11 protein-coding genes are annotated in these 15358 nt (G+C 67.7%); 9 read left to right on the forward strand and 2 right to left on the reverse strand.

Going from position 1 to position 15358, the window contains the following annotated elements:
* Positions 1-67 precede the first annotated feature (67 nt).
* The 9 genes from NWF24_RS29655 to NWF24_RS29695 all read left to right on the forward strand — a co-directional run bounded on the left by NWF24_RS29655 (position 68) and on the right by NWF24_RS29695 (position 11597).
* Positions 68-1549 carry an aldehyde dehydrogenase family protein gene (locus tag NWF24_RS29655; RefSeq protein WP_258351650.1) on the forward strand — a complete coding sequence of 494 codons (1482 nt, stop codon included), beginning with the start codon at positions 68-70 and terminating at the stop codon, positions 1547-1549.
* Positions 1550-1765: 216 nt separating this feature from the next.
* Positions 1766-2431, forward strand: a complete 666-nt coding sequence (locus NWF24_RS29660; RefSeq protein ID WP_097200503.1) for a haloacid dehalogenase type II — start codon at positions 1766-1768, stop codon at positions 2429-2431.
* A gap of 28 nt (positions 2432-2459) precedes the next feature.
* On the forward strand, positions 2460-3752 hold the full coding sequence (locus tag NWF24_RS29665; protein ID WP_258351651.1) for an NAD(P)/FAD-dependent oxidoreductase: 1293 nt from the start codon (positions 2460-2462) through the stop codon (positions 3750-3752).
* 69 nt (positions 3753-3821) lie between these two features.
* Positions 3822-5444, forward strand: a complete 1623-nt coding sequence (locus NWF24_RS29670) for an ABC transporter substrate-binding protein (RefSeq protein WP_258351652.1) — start codon at positions 3822-3824, stop codon at positions 5442-5444.
* A 10-nt stretch (positions 5445-5454) separates the two neighbouring features.
* The gene (locus NWF24_RS29675) at positions 5455-6411 is read left to right on the forward strand and encodes an ABC transporter permease (protein WP_097200506.1); all 957 of its coding nucleotides are present in this window, start codon (positions 5455-5457) and stop codon (positions 6409-6411) included.
* Positions 6412-6427: 16 nt separating this feature from the next.
* The gene (locus tag NWF24_RS29680; RefSeq protein ID WP_258351653.1) at positions 6428-7345 is read left to right on the forward strand and encodes an ABC transporter permease; all 918 of its coding nucleotides are present in this window, start codon (positions 6428-6430) and stop codon (positions 7343-7345) included.
* Entirely contained in the window at positions 7345-8991 is a 1647-nt protein-coding gene (locus NWF24_RS29685) for an ABC transporter ATP-binding protein (protein ID WP_258351654.1), read from the forward strand. Before NWF24_RS29680 ends, NWF24_RS29685 begins: the two co-directional genes overlap by 1 nt.
* An 11-nt stretch (positions 8992-9002) precedes the next feature.
* Complete coding sequence (locus NWF24_RS29690) at positions 9003-10091, forward strand: tartrate dehydrogenase (RefSeq protein WP_258355380.1); 1089 nt, start codon at positions 9003-9005, stop codon at positions 10089-10091.
* Positions 10092-10112: 21 nt separating this feature from the next.
* Entirely contained in the window at positions 10113-11597 is a 1485-nt protein-coding gene (locus NWF24_RS29695; protein ID WP_258351655.1) for an NAD-dependent succinate-semialdehyde dehydrogenase, read from the forward strand.
* A gap of 7 nt (positions 11598-11604) precedes the next feature.
* Here NWF24_RS29695 and NWF24_RS29700 read toward each other — a convergent pair whose 3' ends face one another.
* Positions 11605-13857 carry a LamG-like jellyroll fold domain-containing protein gene (locus tag NWF24_RS29700; RefSeq protein WP_258351656.1) on the reverse strand — a complete coding sequence of 751 codons (2253 nt, stop codon included), beginning with the start codon at positions 13855-13857 and terminating at the stop codon, positions 11605-11607.
* Between the two features lie 176 nt (positions 13858-14033).
* Positions 14034-15293: an NAD(P)/FAD-dependent oxidoreductase gene (locus NWF24_RS29705; protein WP_258351657.1), complete on the reverse strand. Its 1260-nt coding sequence runs from the start codon at positions 15291-15293 to the stop codon at positions 14034-14036.
* Positions 15294-15358: the final 65 nt, after the last annotated feature.

Raw genomic sequence — 15358 nt, forward strand, 5'->3', positions numbered from 1 at the left:
TACAAATGCTGTGCCAATCTGCCTAGGATCGATCGCCGCTCTTGCGGTGTTCTCGCAACCTACGCCCATGCAAGCCTTCGACCCGCGACAGATCCACGTGCCTTCGGGCCATTTCATCGGTGGGCGCCTCGTGCCCGACACCGGCCGCATCGTGGTGCACAGGCCCTCCGATGCGCAGGCGCATGCCGAGCTCCCGCTGGCCGACGCCGACACGGTGGATGCCGCCGTGCGCGACGCATGGAATGCCTGGCGCCACAGCGATTGGGCACGCCGTGCGCCGCGCGAACGCGCTCGCGTGATGCGCCGCTGGGCCGAGTTGATCGAGGCCGATGCGGCGAATCTCGGCCCGCTGGAAGCCGTGTGCTCCACGCGGCCGGTGCGCGACGCCATCGCGTGGGACGTTCCATTCACGGCCGAGGGCCTGCGCTTTTTCGCCGAGTACGCGGACAAGCTCGGCGGCGAGGTCGCGGCAACGCGCCACGACCACCTCGGCATGGTGGTGGCCGAGCCCTATGGCGTCATCGGCGCGATCACGCCGTGGAATTTTCCGCTGGTGATGGTGTCGTGGAAGGTGGGCGCGGCGCTCGCCGCCGGCAATGCGGTGGTGCTCAAGCCATCGGAGCTCACGCCATGGTCGGCGCTGCGGCTGGCTGAGCTGGCCATCGAGGCCGGCGTGCCGCCCGGGCTCTTCAACGTCGTGCAGGGCGACGGCCGCACGACTGGAGACGCGCTCTCGCGGCACCCGCTGATCTCGAAGATGACCTTCACCGGCTCCACCCGCACCGGCGCCGCCATCATGGCCGCCTGCGCCATGACCGGCCCCAAGCCGGTGACGCTGGAGCTCGGCGGCAAGAGCCCGCAACTGGTGTTCGACGATGCGCCCGACATCGACCGCCTGGCCGGCATGATCGCCGGCGCCATCACCGGTAACGCGGGGCAGGTGTGCGTGGCCGGGTCGCGGCTGATCGTACAGCGCGGCGTCGCCGAGGCGCTGGTGGAGCGCATCGCGGCGCGCTTCGCGGCGATGCGCCCGGGCGCGACCTGGGACGACACGGCCACGCTGCCGCCCATCATCTCGACGCCGCAGGCCGGCCGCATCCTGGAGATCGTCGATCGCGCGCGCGACGCCGGCGCCACCGTGCGCTACGGCGGCGGCCTGTTCGACGGCGGGCCAGGTGGCGCCTACTTCCAGCCAACGCTGATCGAGGGCGTGGACGGCGCCAACCCGGCAGTGCGCGAAGAGATCTTCGGCCCGGTGCTCACGGTGCAGACCTTTGCCGACGAAGAAGAAGGCCTGGCGCTTGCCGCGCACGAGCATTACGGCCTCGCGTCCGGCGTGCACACCGCTGACATCGGCCGCGCGTTGCGGGCGATGCGCGGCATCAGCGCCGGCACGGTCTGGATCAACCGCTACGGGCGCAGCGCCGACTTCGTGATCCCCACCGGGGGTTATCACCAATCGGGCATCGGCAAGGACCTGGGGCGCCAGGCGGTCGAGGCCAACCTGCGCTTCAAAAGCGTGCTCATCGACTTCGCTGCGACGCACTGAGGTGCGCCGCCGCACGCATGGAGGGCAGACCGCATGGCATGCCGCCGCGCCCCCTTCAAACCGCAGCTTTGTCGCGGCGGGCAACGTTTTTCCCTACAACTCCAGAGCGGCTGCGTGCTGCAATCAATTCGTAATGAGCTTGTCGCAATTGCCATCCAAAGCAAGCGACCCGACCCGGCCGGCGACCGGTTTGAATGAACCCAAGGATTCGAGACCATGACCTTCAAGCCCAAATACGTGACCTTCGATTGCTACGGAACGCTGACGCGTTTCCGCATGAAAGAGATGTCGCGTGATCTCTTCGCCGATCGCATTCCGGCCGAGCACATGGAGCAGTTCATCGCCGACTTCGCGGCCTACCGCTTCGATGAAGTGCTGGGCGCCTGGCAGCCCTACGAGGTGGTGCTGAAAAACGCAGTGCGCCGCCTGTGCCGCAAATGGAAGATCCAGTACTTCGACCTGGACGCGCAGAAGATCTATGACGCGGTGCCCACCTGGGGCCCGCACGCCGACGTGGCGGCCGGCCTGGCCAAGGTCGCGAAGGAAATCCCGCTGGTGATTCTGTCGAACGCATCGGACGACCAGATCCAGAAGAACGTCGCGATGCTCGGCGCGCCCTTCCATCGCGTGTACACCGCGCAGCAGGCCCAAGCCTACAAGCCGCGCCTGACGGCCTTCGAATACATGCTCGATTCGCTCGGCTGCAACCCGGAAGACGTGCTGCACGTGTCGTCCAGCCTGCGCTACGACCTGATGTCGGCGGACGACCTGGGCATCGTCAACAAGGTGTTCGTGAATCGTGGCCATGGGCCGGGCAACCCGGCGTATCGCTACACCGAGATCCAGGACATCGGCGGCCTGCCCGGCGTTGTCGGTCTCTGATCTTTTCTTCAAGCACCGCTCTCACGCCATGAAGCTCGACTCCTACTGGACCGATTCGGCGCCAGCCTTCGTCCCCGAGGCACATGCGTTGCCGGCGCAGGTCGATGTCGCGATCGTCGGTGGCGGCTTCACCGGCCTGTCGGCGGCACTGGCGCTGGCCCGGCGCGGCGCCAGCGTCGCAGTGCTCGAAGCCGGCACGCGGGTGGCGGCCGAAGCCTCGGGGCGCAACGGCGGGCACGTCAACAACGGGCTGGCCGTTGACTACGCCGATGTAGCGGCCAAGGTCGGCGTCGAGCGCGCGCGCGGCTGGTATCACGCGTATGACGCGGCGGTCGACACGGTAGCGCGACTGGTGCGCGAGGAAGCCATCGACTGCGACTTCATGCGCCACGGCAAGCTCAAGCTCGCCACGCGGGCGAACCAGATGGCCGCGCTCGAACACAGCGCCCGGCGCCTGGTCGACGACGGCGTGGACTGCGACGTCGAACTGCTCGACGCGGCACGCGTGCGCGCCGAGGTGCAGAGCGAGCGCTTTCACGGTGGCCTGCTCTACAAGCGCAGCGGCCAGATGCACATGGGCCGCTTCGCGCACGGACTGGCGATGGCCGCGCAGCGCAACGGCGCACAGATCCACACCGGCACCGAGGTCAGCCGCATCGAGCGCATCGGCCAGGGCCATGCGCACCGGCTGCACACCGGGCGCGGCATGGTCACGGCGCAGCAGGTGCTGCTGGCCACGGGCGCGACGCGCCATGGCGGCTACGGCAGCTTCGGCTGGCTGCGCCGGCGCATCGTGCCGATCGGCAGCTTCATCGTCGTCACCGAGCCGCTGGGCGCCGAGCGCGCGCAGGCATTGCTCGCGGCCCGCCGCACGTACACGACCATCGCGAACATCCACCACTACTTCAGGCTCACGGCCGACCACCGGCTGGTGTTCGGCGGGCGCGCGCGCTTCGCAGTCTCCAGCCCGCAGTCGGATGCGGCGAGTGGCGACATCCTGCGCGCGGGGCTGGCCGAAACCTTTCCGCAGCTCGGCGTGGTGCGGCTCGACTATTGCTGGGGCGGACTGGTCGACATGACGCAAGACCGCCTGCCGCACGCCGGCGAACGCGACGGCCTCTACTACGCCATGGGCTATAGCGGCCACGGCACGCAGATGTCAGTGCACATGGGCGAACGCATGGCCGCCGTGATGGGCGGCAATGCGGGCGCCAACCCCTGGCAGGGCCGCGAGTGGCCCGCCATTCCCGGCCACTTCGGCCCACCGTGGTTCCTGCCGGCGGTGGGCTTCTATTACCGGCTCAAGGACAGGCTGGCCTGAAGGCTTGCAGTCATCTCTTTCGTTCGTTTCCGATTTCTTCCACCCCACGGCCCCTCAGGAGCACCCACCATGAGCGACAGCAGCAACAAGAGCTTCGAAAACCTCGTCGGCCCAGACGAAAGCCTTCGCGTGATGGCATCGCTGCGACGCGGCGCCTCGCGGCGCGACATCCTGACGATGCTGATGGCCGGCGGCATGCAGGCCACGCTGGCCGGCAGCCTGGCGGGCATGGCGGTGTCGGCCCACGCGCAGACGCCGCGGCGCGGCGGGCGCATCCGGGTGGCGGGGGCCACCGCCGCCGCGACCGACACGCTCGATCCGGCCAAGCAGTCGAACCAGACCGACTACTCGCGCTGCAACATGATCTACAACAGCCTGACCTCGCTGGACGGCAGCCTCACGCCGCAGCCTGCGCTGGCCGAGTCGTTCACCACGAAGGACGCCAAGACCTGGGTGTTCACGCTGCGCAAGGGCGTGGTGTTCCACGACGGCAAGGCGCTCTCGCCCGCCGACGTTGTCTTCTCGGTGATGCGCCACAAGGACCCGGCCATCGCCTCCAAGGCCAAGGTGCTCGCCGACCAGATCGAGAGCGTCAAGGCCACGGGCGCGAACGAGGTAACGATAGTGCTGAGCGCGCCCAACGCCGACCTGCCGGTGATCCTGGGCACCTTCCACTTCCACATCGTCAAGGACGGCACCACCGACTTCAACGCCGGCATCGGCACCGGCCCCTACAAGCTCAAGGAGTTCAAGCCTGGCATCCGCTCGCTGGTGGTGCGCAACGAGGCCTACTGGAAACCCGGCAAGCCCTACCTCGACGAGATCGAGTTTGTCGGCATCGGCGACGAGAGCGCGCGCGTCAACGCGCTGCTGTCGGGCGGCATGGACCTGGTGGGCTCGGTCAACCCGCGCTCGGTGGAACGCGTGAAGGGCACGGCCGGCTTCGGCATCTTCGTCACGCAGTCGGGCCAGTATTCCGACCTGGTGATGCGCAAGGACGTGGGCCCCGGCGCCAACCCGGACTTCGTGCTCGGCATGAAGCACCTGTTCGACCGCGAGCAGATGAAGAAGACCATCGCGCTCGACTACGCAGTGGTCGCCAACGACCAGCCGATCGACCCGACCAACCGCTTCTACTTCGGCGGCCTGCCGCAGCGCCCCTTCGACCTGGACAAGGCGAAGTTCCACCTGCAGAAGGCCGGCGTCACGGGCAAGGTGCCGGTGGTGGCGTCTCCCGCGGCGCTCTACTCGGTAGAGATTGCCCTGATGCTGCAGCAGACCGCGCAGCGCGCCGGCCTGGAGCTCGACATCAAGCGCATGCCGGCCGACGGCTACTGGTCGAACCACTGGCTCAACAGCCAGGTGGGCTTCGGCAACGTCAACCCGCGCCCGAGCGCCGATGTGCTGCTCACGCAGTTCTTCCAGTCGGGTGCGGCCTGGAACGAGTCGCGCTGGAAGAGCGAGAAGTTCGACCAGCTGCTGCTGGCCTCGCGCGCCGAGACCGACCTGGCCAAGCGCAAGCAGATGTACGCCGACATGCAGACCATGATCCACCAGGACGCCGGCATCGGCATTCCGCTTTTCCTGGCGAGCATCGACGGCCACACCTCCAAGCTCAAGGGGCTGTCGCCGATTCCGCTCGGCGGCCTCATGGGCTACAACTTCGCCGAGAACGTATGGCTCGAAGCATGAGCCCGCTGACATGAACCGACAGATCCTCAAGCTGCTCGGCCAGCGCATTGCGCTGGCGCTGCTGTCGCTGCTGGCGGTGTCGGTGATCGTGTTCTCGATCACCGCGGTGCTGCCCGGCGACGCGGCCCAGGAGCAGCTCGGCCAGGACGCCACGCCGGAAGCATTGGCCGCGCTGCGCGCGCAGATGGGCCTGGACGTGCCCGCGCCCAAGCGCTATGCGCAGTGGCTGCTGGGCATCGCGAAGGGCGATCTCGGCCGCTCGGCCACCACGCAGATGCCGGTGTCGGAGCTGGTCGCCAGCCGCCTGCCCAACTCGCTGCTGCTGGCCGCTGTCACGGCGCTGTTCTCGGTGCCGATCGCGCTTGCGCTGGGCATCGCCTCGGCGGTGTGGCGCGGCTCCTGGTTCGATCGAGTGGCCTCGACCTCGGCTGTGGCGGTGGTGTCGGTGCCGGAGTTCCTGGTCGCGACGCTGGCGGTGCTGGTGTTCGCGGTCAAGCTGCGCTGGCTGCCGGCACTTTCCTTCGTCAGCGACATCGATTCGCTGGGCCAGATGCTGCAGGCCTTCGCGATGCCGGTGCTGGTGCTGTGCTGCGTGATCGTCGCGCAGATGATGCGCATGACGCGCGCCGCGGTCATCGACCAGCTCGAGGCGCCCTACATCGAGATGGTGCGCCTGAAGGGCGCCTCGCCGATGCGCATGGTGCTGGCGCATGCGCTGCCCAACGCGGTGGGGCCGATCGCCAATGCGGTGGCGCTCAGCCTGTCGTACCTGCTCGGCGGCGTGATCATCGTCGAGACCATCTTCAATTACCCGGGCATCGCCAAGCTGATGGTCGACGGTGTCTCGCAGCGAGACATGCCGCTGGTGCAGACCTGCGCCATGATCTTCTGCTGCGCCTACCTGATCCTGGTGACTGCCGCCGACATCTGCGGCATCGTCGCCAACCCGCGGCTGCGGCACCGCTGAAGAAGAGGCAGCAAGCATGGAACCGTCCACTTCCCCCTCCTCTTCTCCGGCCGTGAATGCCGCGGCCTCCGCTGCTGCCGTGCCGCCGCCCGAGCGGAAACGCAGCCGTCTGCACTGGCTTGCAGGCTTCGGCGTCTCCGGCCTGCTCGGCCTCGCGGTGCTGCTCTTCTGGATGCTCGCTGCGGTGTTCGGCCCCTGGCTGCTCTCGTACAGCACGGCATCCACGGGCACCTCGAACGTCTTCATGCCGATCGGCGCAGCGCATTGGCTCGGCACCGACTACCTCGGCCGCGACATGCTGGCGCGCGTGATCGAAGGAGCGCGCTACACGGTCGGCGTCGCGCTGCTCGCCACGCTCGTGGCCAGCGGCACCGGCACCGTGCTGGCGCTGCTGGCAGCCGCCAGCGGCCGCTGGATCGACGCAACGCTCAGCCGCTGCCTCGACACCCTGACGGCCATTCCGAGCAAGATGTTCGCGCTCATCATGGTGGCGGGTTTCGGCTCCTCGGTGCCGATGCTGGTGGTTACCGCGGCCATCATCTACGTGCCCGGCGCCTACCGCATCGCGCGCTCGCTGGCCGTGAACATCAACGCGCTCGACTACGTGACGGTGGCGCGCACGCGCGGCGAAGGCACGCTCTACATCATGCTGCGCGAGATCCTGCCCAACATCGTCGGCCCGATGCTGGCGGACCTGGGCCTGCGCTTCGTCTACACCGTGCTGCTGCTGGCGAGTCTGAGCTTCCTCGGCCTGGGCATCCAGCCGCCGGCCGCCGACTGGGGGTCGCTGGTGCGCGAGAACATCGGCGCGCTGGCCATGGGCGGTGCCTCGGTGATCGTGCCGGCGCTGGCCATCGCGAGCCTGACCATCGCGGTCAACCTCGTCATCGACAACCTGCCCGGCGGCGCCGCGCGAGAAAAAGGAACACGCTGATGGGAGCACCACTCACAGTCCGGGGCCTGAGCATCTGCGCCGGCGCGAGCACGCTGGTCGACAACCTGAGCTTCTCCGTGCAGCCCGGCGAAGTGCTGGCGCTGATCGGCGAGTCGGGCTCCGGCAAGACCACCACCGCGCTGGCGCTGATGGGCTATGCACGCCACGGCTGCCACATCTCGGCGGGCAGGGTGCAGATCGGTGGCACCGACGTGCTCGCGCTCGATGCCCGCGCACAGCGCGCGCTGCGCGGGCGCACCGTCGCCTACATCGCGCAGAGCGCCGCGGCCTCCTTCAACCCTTCGCGCACGATCATGGACCAGGTGGTCGAGCCGACCGCGATCCACGGCCTGTGCAAGCGGGCCGAGGCAGAGGCGAAGGCGGTTCAGCTGTTCCGCGAGCTCGCGCTGCCCGATCCGGAAAGCATCGGCGCGCGCTATCCGCACCAGGTGTCGGGCGGCCAGTTGCAGCGGCTGATGGCGGCGATGGCGCTGATCGGCGACCCCGACCTCGTGATCCTCGACGAGCCGACCACCGCGCTCGACGTGACCACGCAGATCGAAGTGCTGCGTGCCTTCCGCCGCGTGGTGCGCGAGCGCCGCGCCACCGCGGTGTACGTGAGCCACGACCTGGCGGTGGTGGCGCAGATGGCCGACCACATCCTGGTGCTGCGCAACGGACGCATGCGCGAGATGAACGCGACGGGGCAGATCCTCGCCGCGCCGGCCGACGAATACACGAAGAGCCTGCTGGCCGCCGCGCGGCCGGTGCCGCGTGCTTCAGCCGGGGCCACCGACGACGGCCGGGAGTTGCTGCTCGAGGTGCGCCAGCTCTCGGCCGGCTACGGCCCGGTGGATACGCAGGGACGCCCGGCCAAGCCGATCCTGCAGGACATCGACCTGAAGCTCTACCGCGGCCAGGCGATCGGCGTGATCGGCGAATCGGGCTCGGGCAAGACCACGCTGGCGCGCGCGGTGGCTGGCTTGCTGAAGCCCAGCCACGGCAGCGTGCTGTTCCACGGCCGCGAACTGAAGCCGACGCTGCAGCAGCGCGAGCGCGACGAGCTGCGCCGCATCCAGATCGTGTTCCAGATGGCCGACACGGCGCTGAACCCGTCGCAGACCATCGAGCGCATCCTGGCGCGGCCGCTGGAGTTCTACAAAGGCCTGCGCGGCGAACCGCTGCGCAAGCGCATTCGTGAATTGCTGGACCTGGTGAAGCTGCCCCAGACCGTGGCCGGGCGCCTGCCGGGCGGCCTGTCGGGCGGGCAGAAGCAGCGCGTGAACCTGGCGCGCGCGCTCGCGGCCGACCCCGACCTGATCCTGTGCGACGAGGTGACCTCCGCGCTCGACACCGTGGTCGGCGCGGCGGTGCTCGACCTGATGGCGGAGTTGCGGCGCGAACTGGGCGTGTCTTACCTCTTCATCAGCCACGACCTGCACACGGTGCGTGCGGTGTGTGACGAAATCGTCGTGATGCAGCACGGCCGCAAGCTCGCGCAGGTGGCGCGCGCCGACTACGACCGCGGCCCGCATCACCCCTACTACGAGCTGCTGGCACGCTCGGTCCCCGAGTTGCGCCAGGGCTGGCTCGACGACATGGACCGCGCGAATCACGTGGACCGCGCCACGGCGCTCACATCATGAGAAAGACCGAAATGACACCGACCTTCCGCATCGCGCTGATTGCCGGCGACGGCATCGGCAAGGAAGTGATGCCCGAGGGCCTGCGCGTGGTGCAGGCCGCCGCGGAGCGCTTCGGCTTCGAGCTCGACTGTCGCACCATCGACTGGGCCAGCGCCGACTACTACGCAGCGCACGGCCAGATGATGCCGGACGATTGGAAAGAGCAGCTCAAGGGCGTCGACGCACTGTTCTTCGGCGCCGTCGGCTGGCCCGCGACGGTGCCCGACCACGTGTCGCTCTGGGGATCGCTGCTGAAGTTCCGCCGCGAGTTCGACCAGTACATCAACCTGCGCCCGGTGCGCCTGTTCGAGGGCGTGCCCTGCCCGCTGGCCGGCCGCAAGCCCGGCGACATCGACTACCTCGTGGTGCGCGAGAACACCGAAGGCGAATACACCTCGCTCGGCGGCGTGATGTACGAGGGCACCGAGCGCGAGATCGTGATCCAGGAATCGGTCTTCTCGCGCCACGGCGCCGACCGCGTGCTGCGGTACGCCTACGAGACCGCGCGTGCGCGCAAGCGCAAGCACCTCACCGTGGCCACCAAGAGCAACGGCATCGCGATCAGCATGCCCTGGTGGGACGGACGCGCCGATGCGGTGGGCCTCGACTACCCCGACGTGACGGTCGACAAGCAGCACATCGACATCCTGTCGGCGCGCTTCGTGCTGCAGCCCACGCGCTTCGACGTGGTGGTGGCGAGCAACCTGTTCGGCGACATCCTCTCCGACCTCGGGCCCGCGACCACCGGCACCATCGGCCTTGCGCCGTCGGCCAACCTGAACCCCGAGCGCAAGTTTCCGTCGCTGTTCGAGCCGGTGCACGGCTCGGCGCCCGACATCTACGGCCAGAACATCGCCAACCCGATCGCGATGATCTGGTCTGGCGCGCTGATGCTCGACTTCCTCACGCAGGGGCAAGGCGCGGGCCGCGCGGCGCACGACGCGATCCTGGGCGCCATCGAGGCGGTGCTGCGCGAGGGTCCGCGCACGCGCGATCTCGGTGGTACGGCGAGCACCACCGAAGTGGGCATCGCGATTGCCGAGCTCGTTGCGGCCGCCTGAAACAAGAAAGACTTTTCGACCATGACGACACTCGAACTCGAACACAAAGACCTGATGCCCGGCCGGCATCTCATCGGCGCCGAATGGCGCGAGGCCGGCGACGCCCGCCGCCTCGACGTGACCAACCCCGCAACCGACGCCGTCTTCGCGAGCGTGCCCGACGGCACGGCCGCCGACGCACGCGCGGCCGTCGATGCCGCGCATGCGGCCTTCCCCGCATGGCGCGCAGTGCCTGCGAAGCAGCGCGCGCAGATCCTCAAGCGCTGGAACGACCTGATGCTGGCGCATCAGCAGGACCTGGGCCGCCTCGTCTCGCGCGAGCAAGGAAAGCCGCTGGCCGAGGGAGTTGGAGAGATCGCCTACGCGGCCAGCTACGTCGAGTGGTTTGCCGAAGAGGCCACGCGCGCCAATGGCGAAGTGATTCCCGCGCCGGTAACTGGCCGCCGCATGCTCGCGTTGAGAGAGCCGATCGGCGTGGTCGCAGCGATCACGCCCTGGAATTTTCCGGCAGCCATGATCGCGCGCAAGATCGCACCAGCCCTCGCAGCGGGCTGCACGGTGGTGTGCAAGCCGGCCGAAGACACGCCGCTGACCTCGCTGGCCCTCGTGAAGCTGGCGCAGGAAGCGGGCGTGCCTGCCGGCGTGCTCAACATCGTGACCGCATCGCGCGAACGCACACCCGAGGTGGTGGACGTGTGGCTGACCGACGCGCGCGTGCGCAAGATCAGCTTCACCGGCTCCACGCCCGTGGGCAAGCACCTGGCGCGGGCTTCGGCCGACACGCTGAAGAAGCTCTCTTTCGAGCTCGGCGGCAATGCGCCTTTCATCGTGTTCGACGACGCCGACATCGACGCCGCGGTGGAAGGCCTGATGGCCTCCAAGTTCCGCAATGGCGGCCAGACCTGCGTGTGCCCGAACCGCGTGTTCGTGCAGGCCCGGGTGCACGACGCCTTCGTCGACAAGCTGGCCGCGCGGGTCGGTGCGCTGCGCGTGGGGCCCGCCACCGAGTCAGACTCGCAGATCGGTCCGATGATCAACGCGCGCGCGGTCGACAAGATCGAGCGCCACGTGCGCGACGCCGTCTCCAGGGGCGCGCGCATCGTCGTCGGCGGCGAGCGGCTGCGCAATGCACGCTGCGATGGGCCCAACTACTACGCGCCCACCGTGCTGGTGAATGCCGACTCGACGATGGAATGCAGCTGCGAGGAAACCTTCGGCCCCGTGGTGCCCGTCATGCGCTTCGAGACCGAGGCCGAAGTGATCGCCGCAGCCAACGACACACCCTTCGGGCTCGCGGCGTACTTCTATTCGACCGACGTGCGCCGCATCTCGCGCGTGGCCGATGCGCTGGAGTCGGGCATCGTCGGTATCAACGAAGGCGCGCTGGCCGCCGAGGCCGCGCCCTTCGGCGGCGTGAAGGAATCAGGCTACGGCCGCGAAGGCTCGGTGCATGGCCTGGAGGACTACATGCACATCAAGTACGTCTGCCAGGGCGGGCTGGGCTAGAAACTTCCTACTGGGCCAGCGCCGCCACTTCCGCGCTGCCCAGTGCGCCGCCGTAGATGCGGAAGTCGTCCACGCGCCCCTGCAGATACGGATCGCTGGAGAACTGCGAGCGCCCCAGCCAGTTCTGCGTTGTCGAGCCGAGGTCGAAGGGCCCCAGGCTCATCTGCGCGTTGGAGCCGGCCTCGACGCCGTCCACGTACAAGGTGCCGAGCGCGCCGGACACGGTCACCGCAACGTGCACCCACTTGCCGGTCGGCAGCGCCGCCGATCCGTCGATCACCTGCTCGTTGTAGCCGTGGACGGTGGAGATCGCGAAACGCGGCGTGCCGCTGTTGCTGCGGGCGGTCAGCATCATGTAGCGGCGCTCGCCGGAGCCGAAGTCGAAGACCCGCGACCACGTCGCGAGGCTGTCGATGTACAGCCATGCGGTGATGCTGAAGTCGGCAAGGTCTTTCGACACCACGCCCGCAGGCAGGGCGACATAGCTGCCGGCCTTGCCGTCGAGCACAACTGCATTGCCTTCGCGTCCGGCAACCCAGGCCGCACCGCCTTGCAATGCGCTGGCGCCGAACCGGCCGGTCGCGTCGGCAGCTGTGGTGCCGCTCGCTTCATCGAACTTGAGCTGCATCAGCAGCTCGGCCTTGATCGCTGCCCTCTCTTCATTGGAGGCAGCGCTCTCACCCGACGCAGTCACCGCAACGATCACGTAGTACCAGACTTCTCCGGCAACGACGCTGCTGTCCGTGAACGTGAGCGTGTCAGTGATGTCCGGGGCGATGGTGCTGTACGGCCCGCCCGCGGTGCTCGCGCGCTTGACCGAATAGCTCTGCGCGTCGGGGCAGCCCCACCATGACAGCACCACCTGCGTGCCGCGCACCCGGGCCGTGAGCCCGCTCGGCTTTCCCTGTGCCGCGAGCGGATCGCGCGTGAAGGTCAGCGTGCCGAAGCCCAACTGGTCGCCGTTGCCACCGTCCCCCTCAGGGTACATCTGCGCGACCTGCAGGGCGGTGTAGGGCGTCGCGATGCCCAGGCGATTCGCGTAGTGGTTGTGCACGCTCTCCCAGACAGGTCGGCGGCTCCCCTGGCTTCCCGTCGACAGCACGGATTGCGTGCCCTGCCTGTTGATGTTGGTGACGTACGGCACCGTGTAGAAAGCGCCCGCACCATCGCGAAGATTGGACTTCGCCACGTACTCGGCACCGGCCAGGAAGCGGTTGTTCTCGTAGCCGTAGATGTCGTCGCCCTGGTTCCAGGCCATCTCGCAGAATGCGCCCGCAAGCCCGATGCCGAGCGTGCTGTGCCCCTGGTCGCGCCCGCTTTCCTGCCATTGGCCAAGGTAGCCGGGATGTACGTAATAGACCGCTTGCAGGCCCGCGCCGTTGCCCTGGCCTGTCTTGTAGTAGCTCATTGCCTCGTCGTAGATGTCCTGCCGGTCGCACAGCACGCCGATGGCCAGCATCGCGGCCAGGGTGCACTGGTCCCAGTTGGCCCAGTAGTTGGTGATGCCAGTGACGTTGGTGCCGTTATGGTCGGTGAGGAAGCTGTGGTTGAGCGGGTAGAAGATGTCCAGCATCATCTTCTGGAAGCGCGCGAAATCGGAGGCGGCCCAGCCCTCGTAGGTGCGCATGATCTCGGCCGCGTTGGCGAACTGGTAGCCGTAGATACCAGCGGCCAGGAAGCGGTCCGCATTGCCGGTGAGCGTGGTCATCGTGGATGACCATTCGTTCAGGAAGACCACGGCCAGATCGGCATAGCGCGTGTCCTGCGAGACCTTCCAGCGCAGCGCCAGTTGATAGGCGCGCGCGATGTCGATGTACATCTGCGCGAAGTTCTGGCCGTCGCCGCCGCGGATCACGGTGGCCAGCGGGCGCGGCTTCGCACCGAGCTGCGCGCGGCCGTTGCCCGTCAATGCGTTCCAGCCGTCGAGCCAGGGTTGCGCCTTGTCCTTGACCTTCTGGCGCATGCGTTCGAAGTCGGCTTCGGTGTGCAGCAGGCCGGGGTGCACGAACTTGCGCGCCTCCACGGATGGGGTCGTCGATTCAGGGACAACGACATCGGCAACGGCTGCTGCATCGGCCGACCCTGCCGCGACCGTTCCCTGCTGTGCGGCGCCAGAGGTGCCAGCGCCCGACGCGACCGAGAAGCTGCCTCCTCCACCGCCGCAAGCCGTTGTTCCCAGTGCCAGGGCGCTTGCCGTGCCCAGAAAAAACGTACGGCGGTCCAGAGAAAAGCCGCTCTTGTCGTCCAACGGATGTGCCATCTGCCAAATTTTTGTAAAAATTTAATTCAGCAACATGCATGCCAATCGTTTGCGCCGCACAACCGCGTGCCATTGGTAACACGGACGAATGCATTGGGCGCGGATTGCTTTGGCGAATCGCGCAATCCCATGACATTGATGTCACAGGCGGCTTGTGACAGCGCCAGAAATGTCGGCTATCGAAGAAAGCGACCGGGCGCGAACGGCAGCGGATCGATGTCGCAAGGCTCACCGTGCATCAGCGATGCCAGCAGGCGGGCTGTTCCCGGACCGGTGTTGAAGCCGATGTGCTGATGGCCGAACGCAAGCCACAGGCCGGGATGCCGCGGGCATTCACCGACGATCGGCCGGCTGTCCGGCAATGTGGGCCGGCTTCCCATCCAGGCCTCCGGTTCGAGACGGCTTTCCAGCGGAAACGCTTCGCGTGCCGCGCGTTCCGCAAGGTTGAGTTGAACGAAGTTCTTGGGCGCATCGCGCTGCGCGAGCTGCACGCCGGTGGAAAGGCGCAGGCCCTGCTCCATGGGCGACAGCACATAGGCGCCGCCGGTGTCGTACACGGGCCGTCCGAGCGAGGCGTTGCCCACCGCGCTGTAGTGCATGTGATAGCCGCGCTCGAACGCCATCGGCACAGAAATGCCGAGCGACTTCTTCGCGAACTCCCGGGTCCACGGCCCCAACGCGAGCACGACCTTCGACGCCTCATGCATCGCGCCGCCCTCCTCGCGGAGCTGCCAGGCATCGCCTGCGCCGGAGCGGCCGAGTCCGCTGATCGACGCCTGTTTGATCTGCCCTCCGCGTGAGACGAAAAGCCTGGCGTACGCCTCCACGACGCGGCCCGGGCTGTCCACCGAATCGGTGTCCTGGATCCACAGCGCGCGCGGAAAAAGAGGCTTCAGATGAGGCTCGATGTCCGAGAGCTCCTTCGCATCCAGCACGCGCGTGGCAACGCCGAAGCGATCGAAGGTCTCGCGCGAAAGACGGCTGCCGGCAAAGCCTTCTTCGCTGCGGTAGAGAAACAGCCACCCGTTGGTGCGCAGGCGATGCGCCGCCTCGGCCTCGACGAGCAGGCGCCGGTGTTCCGACGTCGAGAGCCGGATCAGCGCATCCAGCGCGGTGGTGGTTTCCTGGAACACGCTGGCGCGCGCACTGGCAAGAAAGCGCACGGCCCACGAAAGATTCTTCGCAAGGAACGCGGGGTCGTAGCGAAAGCTCGCCGCGGTGTTCTTCAAAAGCTTCGGCAGTACCGACCACAACCCGGGATGATTGAACGGCATCAGCGAGCTGCGTGCGATTACTCCAGCGTTGCCATACGAGGTCTCTCGGCCCGGGGCAGTGCGGTCGAAGAGCGTGACCTCATGCCCTCTGCGTTGAAGCTCCAGGGCGCACGACACGCCGACGATGCCGGCGCCCAGAATGGCAACAGTGTTCTTGTTCATTCCCTCGATTTTCGTCGGCGGCGAGGGCCAGGCCAGGTACGCGACATCCTCGGCCTGCAGATGGA

The organism is Variovorax paradoxus, assembly GCF_024734665.1.
Classification (GTDB): domain Bacteria; phylum Pseudomonadota; class Gammaproteobacteria; order Burkholderiales; family Burkholderiaceae_C; genus Variovorax.